Below are 6706 nucleotides of genomic sequence, written 5' to 3'. Positions count from 1 at the left end.
TCACCCGTCCGCCGCTCGCCACCTCAGGAGTAAACTCCCTTGTGCTGCCGCTCGACTTGCATGTGTTAGGCCTGCCGCCAGCGTTCAATCTGAGCCATGATCAAACTCTTCAATTAAAAGTTTTTTGAATCCGAAGATTCGGCTCAATGAATTCTGAATCGACTTAACTTAATAAGTCGTTGTACATATTGCTATGAACACTCATTCATTGATTTAATTCTTTGATTACTCGCCAAACGGCAGAGTAATTTCGATTAACTCAACACCTGTGAGTGTCCACACAGATTTCTTGTTTAGATTGTTAAAGAGCATTTGACCTCATCGCTTGCGTTACCGCTCACTGGGTCAGGGCTGCGTATTCTACGCATTTCCCTTGTCGCGTCAAGGCGTTTTTGCAAACTTCTTGAGGCTTTCGAATCAACTGCACATTTTGCATTCGATTCGCACTGAAACCGCGCTCGCTTTCGCTGTCTGCCGTGTCAGTGGATGCGCATTATAGGCAGCGAAACTTTTTGTGCAAGCGCTTTTTGTCAGAAAATTATGATTAATCATCTAGACGCCTAGATATCCAGCAACATGAATAAAAAAGGGACTAAACAGTCCCTTTTTAAACTCATTTGGTTAACGAAACAGTAACTATGGGCTAAAGAATCGCGATTCTTGCTCGACTTCGACTTCTTCACCATCAATATGGGTTTTCACTTTTATCTCGATGTTTGTCACTGAACGCGAAAGTTCGACCGGATCGACCCCGATACTAATAGGTAGAGTTAATACCTCTCCACCAGCAATCGTCACTGAGGTAGGTCCATACCACTTATAGTTGTTGAGGCCTTCAACACTCATAGTGTATTCATGAGCTTGCTCTGTCTTATTCAGGATCTTCAAGGTGAAGGTGTTTTCAATCAAACCTCGATCATTTTCTCGATAGAGTTGATTACGGTCGCGGATAATATCCATACGCACAGGCGCAATTGTCGCACTCGCATAGATAAAGATAAGTATCATCGCGGCCAGCACCACACCATAACCCACCAGCTTCGGACGCAGTACCTTCTCTTTAATACCTTCGAGTTTATTTTCGGTGGTGTAACTAATCAGCCCTAGAGGGTATCCCATCCGCTCCATGGTTTGGTCGCACGCATCAATACAGGCACCACAGTTAATACATTCATATTGCAAGCCATTACGAATATCGATACCGGTAGGGCAAACCTGAACACAAAGGTCGCAGTCAATACAATCTCCTAGACCCATTTCTTTGGGGTCGGCTTTACGTGAGCGCGGGCCGCGGGTCTCACCGCGTTTTGCATCGTAACCAACGATATAGGTGTTTTTATCAAACATCGCCGATTGGAAACGCGCGTAAGGGCACATATGGATACACATGATTTCACGCATCCAACCCGCATTACCGTAGGTCGCTAAGGTAAAAAACACCACCCAGAAGTAGATTGCGCCTGATGCATTAAGGGTAAATACATCGACATAGACTTCACGGCTCGGCACAAAATAGGACACAAAGGTCATTGCTGTGATGAGTGAAAGCACTATCCATGCAGTGTGTTTTGCGGTTTTGCGCCAGATTTTGTCAAAACCCCATGGCATTTGATCTAACTTAATACGCTTATTACGGGCACCTTCGAGTTTTTCCTCAAACCAAATGAACATAAACGTCCAAACGGTTTGCGGGCAAGTGTAACCACACCAGACTCGGCCGAGATAGGTTGTCACAAAAAATAACGCAAAGGCGGCTATCATAAAGAGAGCGGCAAGTAAGGTCAGATCCTGCGGCCAAATCGTTAAGCCAAAGACATGGAATTTCTGCTCAGCGAGGTTAAACCATACGGCTTGACGGTCGCTCCAAGGGATCCAAGGTAATATCAGGAAGAAGAGCATTGCTATCCAGCCCATGCGGCGGCGTAAACTACTCCATAATCCATCGATTGCACGGACATAAATCCGATTACGGGGGTTAAAGCGATCAGCCTTATCTGCATCAGGCTGGTGAATCTTAATTCGATTGGTTTTCGAATAGTCCTTGTTATTAGATTCTGCGTTCATCGTGACAGCCTTTTACTGCTTTAATATTGGACGAAAACTGGCTTATTATACCCATATTATTAATGGTTATTCACTTATGTTGGACTAAAAGATGAAAGGTTGGATCATATTAGCGCTCCTTTGTGGTGCATTATATTACTTATACACTGAAACCGACAAACTAGATGCACCTATAGCAAAAACAGAGGAAATGGTTCAAAAGATAGAAAGCAAAGTGAGCTCAGCAATGGGCACTCAGATAATTAAAATTAATCAAAATCTCACGAAAGCACGAACAGAGATATTGGAACGGTTATCAGCATCTGAGGCTGAAGAGTTTAATAAAATCCCACTCACCGAAGATGGCATTGCAGATTTTAAAGAAAACTACTGCGGCACTACAGCCACTGAGCATCCCATTTTTAGCCGAGATAACTTGCTATTTATCTGCGATAACCTCTAATTCCACTAACAGGCAAACGGAATTTTGCAATTCATCACTAAGCATGGTGCTTAGACGATTGACCAGAAACATGATTCCGCCTAGCCTTTGAGCTTCAATTATATAGGCCTTGCATCATGACTAAACCAGTATCAGATATTTTTGATCCCACACTGTGGGATGAAGTCGACGGATTTAACTTCGACGATATTACTTACCATAGAGCCAAAGCCCACGGCACAGTGCGTATCGCCATCAATCGCCCAGATTGCCTCAATGCCTTTCGTCCAAAAACGGTTGATGAGTTATATATCGCCCTCGATCACGCTCGTCAATGGTCCGATGTAGGTTGTGTATTACTCACTGGCAATGGCCCCTCGGCCAAAGGACAATATTCGTTTTCCTCGGGTGGCGATCAACGTATTCGCGGCAAAGATGGCTATAAATATGAAGGCGCCGAAGAGGGCAAAGCCGATTTAGCCAGAATGGGGCGTTTACATATCCTCGAAGTCCAACGATTGATCCGCTTTATGCCAAAAGTAGTGATCGCGGTCGTGCCTGGTTGGGCCGTGGGTGGCGGACACAGTTTGCATGTGGTTTGCGACTTAACCTTAGCCTCCAAGGAATACGCCGTCTTCAAACAAACCGATCCCGATGTCGCGAGTTTCGACTCAGGCTATGGCAGTGCTTATCTTGCCAAGATGATTGGCCAAAAGCGCGCGAGAGAAATTTTCTTCTGCGGCTTTAACTACAGTGCCGATGAAGCCTTTGCCATGGGAATGGTGAATAAATCTGTTCCCCATGCCGAACTCGAAGTCGAAGCATTAATGTGGGCGAAAGAAATCAACTCAAAATCGCCAACGGCGATGCGGATGTTGAAGTACGGCTTTAACATGACCGACGATGGCATGGTCGGCCAGCAACTGTTTGCGGGTGAAGCCACACGTTTAGCCTATGCCAGTGCCGAAGCTCAAGAAGGGCGTGATGCCTTCCTTGAGAAACGCGATCAAGACTTCTCAGCCTTCCCTTGGCATTACTAATCACGACTCATTGCAGTATAAAGCCCTCAACAGAGGGCTTTATACTTTCTAACGCTTATAGATAGAAAAAACCGTTTAAACTAATCTCAAAATACGGCTTTAAATTTTAATGAGAATTGTTATCATCTAATCATTCCCAAAAGGGGCTTACATTAGAGGATAGAATCATGACCAAGACACTTACTTTTGCCGTATTACATTTCAGCGTTGCTTTTACTGTCACTTATTTATTAACAGGCAGTGTGCTTGTTGGTGGGGCAGTCGCCTTAGTAGAGCCCGCAATTAACACTGTGGTATTTTATTTCCACGATAAAGTATGGAAACGTTTAGAAGCAAAAAAGCAACACGCGCTTGATGCAATAACAGCTTAATAGCCTAAGCCACCAGCACATACTCTAATCAAGCCCCAATAAAAAACCGCCATTTAGGCGGTTTTTTATTGCTTCCAATTTATTCCACCGTCACCGATTTAGCGAGGTTTCGCGGTTGATCCACATCGGTGCCCTTAATTAACGCAACGTGATATGACAGCAACTGTAATGGAATAGTGTAAATCAGCGGCGCCATAAAGATATCGCAGTGTGGAACCGGGATAACCTTCATAGTCTCGTCAGACTCAAACTCAGCATCCACATCGGCAAACACATACATTAAACCACCACGGGCACGCACTTCTTCAACGTTAGATTTCAGCTTTTCTAACAGTTCGTTGTTTGGCGCCACCACTATGACGGGCATGTCGGCATCAATCAAGGCCAGTGGGCCATGTTTCAGCTCGCCAGAAGCATATGCCTCAGCATGGATATAGGAGATCTCTTTAAGTTTCAGCGCACCTTCCATCGCAATAGGGTACTGATCGCCACGGCCAAGGAATAAGGCATGGTGTTTGTCGGCAAAGTCTTCCGCCAATTCAGCAATCGCATCATCTAAGCCTAATGCTTGCTCCACTTTGGCAGGCATAGACTGTAGGCTTTGAGTGATCTCGGCCTGCATTTGCTCCGACATGCCATTATGGCGACCGATCACCGCAGTCAGCATTAATAAACCCGCTAATTGCACGGTAAAGGCTTTAGTTGAAGCAACGCCAATTTCGGCGCCAGCTTTCATCATGTATGCCATGTCAGACTCACGGACTAAGGAAGAGCCTGGTGCGTTACAGATAGTTAGCGTCGCCTTATAGCCCATTTCTTTGGCTAGACGCATCGCCGCCAGCGTATCGGCGGTCTCGCCGGATTGAGAAATAGTCACCAACAGGCTGTTGGGGAATAAATGCGACTTGCGGTAGCGGAATTCGGAGGCGATTTCGACATTACAAGAAACGCCAGCCCAATCCTCTAACCAATAACGCGCAGCCATACCCGCATGGTAGCTAGTACCACAGGCAATAATCTGTACGTGTTTAATATCTTTTAAGAATTCAGCGGCATTATCACCAAAAGCCGTGTCGAGCACTTGTTTGTTGGCGATGCGGCCTTCAATAGTACGCGTCAGTGCCAGTGGCTGCTCATAGATTTCTTTGAGCATATAGTGGCGATATTCACCTTTGTCACCGGCATCGTGGGTGATTTCAGATTCTTTAACTTCGCGCTCAACTTTATTGCCATGCACATCGAAAATGCTCACTGTGCGACGAGTCACTTCAGCCACGTCACCTTCTTCTAAAAACGCGAAAGAACGGGTCACAGGCAACAGCGCCAATTGATCAGACGCGACAAAGTTTTCACCTAAACCAAAACCAATCACCAGTGGACTGCCGGAACGCGCGACGACCATGCGCTCGCTGTCGCGGCGGTCAATCACCACAGTGCCATAAGCGCCTTCGAGTTGTTTAACCGTGGCTTGCACCGCGGCCAGTAAGGTGTCGTGCGTTTTTAATTCGTGATGAACTAAGTGGCAAATCACTTCAGTATCGGTATCAGAGCTGAAGTGGTAGCCGTGTTCTTTAAGCATTTCACGCAGTTTATGATGGTTTTCGATAATGCCATTGTGCACAACGGCAATATCGCCTTTAGATAAATGTGGGTGAGCATTGCGCTCGCTTGGCTCACCGTGGGTCGCCCAACGTGTATGCGCAATACCAGTGCCGCCCGCTAGCGGATCGGTTTCGAGTGCCGTAGAAAGCTCCTGCACTTTACCCACGCGGCGGGTGCGATTGAGTTCGCCATTGTGGATCACCGCAACACCCGCAGAATCATATCCACGATATTCTAAACGACGTAAACCTTCGACCAGAATTTCGGCCACATCCCTTTGCGCCACGGCGCCAACGATTCCGCACATAGTTTTTACCTATAAAATGAAAAATAAAAATGAAGTTGTTTGAGTCATTTGCTCTGGCTTATCACGGGCAAATGCCTAAGGCGAGTAGGGCGCTAAGATGACTTTCACGCCTTGCTCGGTAATTTGGTTAAGGGCGCTCTCTTCGATGCGCTCATCGGTGACTAGTACACTGATTTGCGACCAAGGTAGTTCTAAATTAGGGATCCGCTTGCCTATTTTGTCCGAATCCACCATCACGATGACTTCACGGGAAACCTCAGCCATCACCTTACTTAAACCCGTCAGCTCATTAAAGGTGGTGGTGCCTCGCGCTAAATCGATACCGTCGGCACCGATAAACAGTTGGTCAAAGTTATAGGAGCGTAATACCTGTTCGGCCACTTGCCCCTGGAACGACTCGGAATGCGGATCCCAGGTTCCACCGGTCATCAATAGGGTCGGCTCATTTTCAAGTTCGTGAATCGCGTTAGCCAAATGCAGAGCATTGGTCATTACCACCAGCCCACGTTTTTGGTTGAGTTCAGCAATTAAGCCTGAAGTGGTGGTACCGCTATCGATAATGATGCGATTGTGATCTTTGATCAGCTGCGCCGCTGCTTTAGCAATAGATAACTTATTAGGAGCAATCTTGGCAGAAAACTGCTGCGTTACTTCATCGGGAATAGCCACAGCACCACCGTAGCGGCGCAGCAATAGTCCAGTTTTTTCAAGTTCTGCCAAGTCTTTACGAATAGTCACTTCTGAAGTTTCGAAACGTAATGACAACTCATCGACACTCACTTCACCCTGTTCATTCAGAATGCTAATAATACTGTGACGTCGTTGCTGTGTATTTCGTTTATTCATAAAACCTTTCAGTTAACTTTCGATTCGAAAGATATATTATAAAGAAACGAAACAT

The 6706-nt window shown here is 46.0% G+C and carries 6 protein-coding genes and 1 rRNA gene; 3 read left to right on the top strand and 4 right to left on the bottom strand.

Going from position 1 to position 6706, the window contains the following annotated elements:
* Both MMG82_RS18835 and ccoG read right to left on the bottom strand, forming a co-directional pair.
* Nucleotides 1-116 (bottom strand): 16S ribosomal RNA (locus tag MMG82_RS18835); the annotation flags it as partial.
* A 520-nt stretch (nucleotides 117-636) separates the two neighbouring features.
* Complete coding sequence (ccoG, locus tag MMG82_RS18830; protein WP_047538104.1) at nucleotides 637-2064, bottom strand: cytochrome c oxidase accessory protein CcoG; 1428 nt, start codon at nucleotides 2062-2064, stop codon at nucleotides 637-639.
* 91 nt (nucleotides 2065-2155) lie between these two features.
* Here ccoG and MMG82_RS18825 point away from each other — a divergent pair, with 91 nt between their 5' ends.
* The 3 genes from MMG82_RS18825 to MMG82_RS18815 all read left to right on the top strand — a co-directional run bounded on the left by MMG82_RS18825 (nucleotide 2156) and on the right by MMG82_RS18815 (nucleotide 3896).
* Nucleotides 2156-2506 carry a hypothetical protein gene (locus MMG82_RS18825; RefSeq protein WP_037424115.1) on the top strand — a complete coding sequence of 117 codons (351 nt, stop codon included), beginning with the start codon at nucleotides 2156-2158 and terminating at the stop codon, nucleotides 2504-2506.
* A 116-nt stretch (nucleotides 2507-2622) separates the two neighbouring features.
* Nucleotides 2623-3525 (top strand): 1,4-dihydroxy-2-naphthoyl-CoA synthase, encoded by a 903-nt coding sequence (locus MMG82_RS18820; protein ID WP_047538107.1) that lies wholly within the window; start codon nucleotides 2623-2625, stop codon nucleotides 3523-3525.
* A gap of 167 nt (nucleotides 3526-3692) precedes the next feature.
* A complete protein-coding gene (locus MMG82_RS18815) occupies nucleotides 3693-3896 on the top strand; it encodes a DUF2061 domain-containing protein (RefSeq protein ID WP_047538110.1) in 204 nt (67 codons plus the stop codon).
* Nucleotides 3897-3975: 79 nt separating this feature from the next.
* Here MMG82_RS18815 and glmS read toward each other — a convergent pair whose 3' ends face one another.
* Both glmS and MMG82_RS18805 read right to left on the bottom strand, forming a co-directional pair.
* The gene (glmS, locus tag MMG82_RS18810; RefSeq protein WP_047538114.1) at nucleotides 3976-5805 is read right to left on the bottom strand and encodes a glutamine--fructose-6-phosphate transaminase (isomerizing); all 1830 of its coding nucleotides are present in this window, start codon (nucleotides 5803-5805) and stop codon (nucleotides 3976-3978) included.
* Between the two features lie 75 nt (nucleotides 5806-5880).
* A complete protein-coding gene (locus tag MMG82_RS18805; RefSeq protein WP_047538117.1) occupies nucleotides 5881-6651 on the bottom strand; it encodes a DeoR family transcriptional regulator in 771 nt (256 codons plus the stop codon).
* Nucleotides 6652-6706: the final 55 nt, after the last annotated feature.

The sequence above is a fragment of the Shewanella sp. MM_2022_3 genome (assembly GCF_022557375.1).
Lineage (GTDB): Bacteria > Pseudomonadota > Gammaproteobacteria > Enterobacterales > Shewanellaceae > Shewanella > Shewanella xiamenensis.
The sequence above is the reverse complement of the archived record's forward strand: the minus strand, read 5'-3'. Positions and strand labels throughout refer to the sequence as shown.

Excerpts from the sequence above, each read along its gene's own strand:
- ccoG (WP_047538104.1), bottom strand. The coding sequence starts at position 2,064 with ATGAACGCAGAATCTAATAACAAGGACTATTCGAAAACCAATCGAATT.
- MMG82_RS18825 (WP_037424115.1), top strand. The coding sequence starts at position 2,156 with ATGAAAGGTTGGATCATATTAGCGCTCCTTTGTGGTGCATTATATTAC.
- MMG82_RS18820 (WP_047538107.1), top strand. The coding sequence starts at position 2,623 with ATGACTAAACCAGTATCAGATATTTTTGATCCCACACTGTGGGATGAA.
- MMG82_RS18815 (WP_047538110.1), top strand. The coding sequence starts at position 3,693 with ATGACCAAGACACTTACTTTTGCCGTATTACATTTCAGCGTTGCTTTT.
- glmS (WP_047538114.1), bottom strand. The coding sequence starts at position 5,805 with ATGTGCGGAATCGTTGGCGCCGTGGCGCAAAGGGATGTGGCCGAAATT.
- MMG82_RS18805 (WP_047538117.1), bottom strand. The coding sequence starts at position 6,651 with ATGAATAAACGAAATACACAGCAACGACGTCACAGTATTATTAGCATT.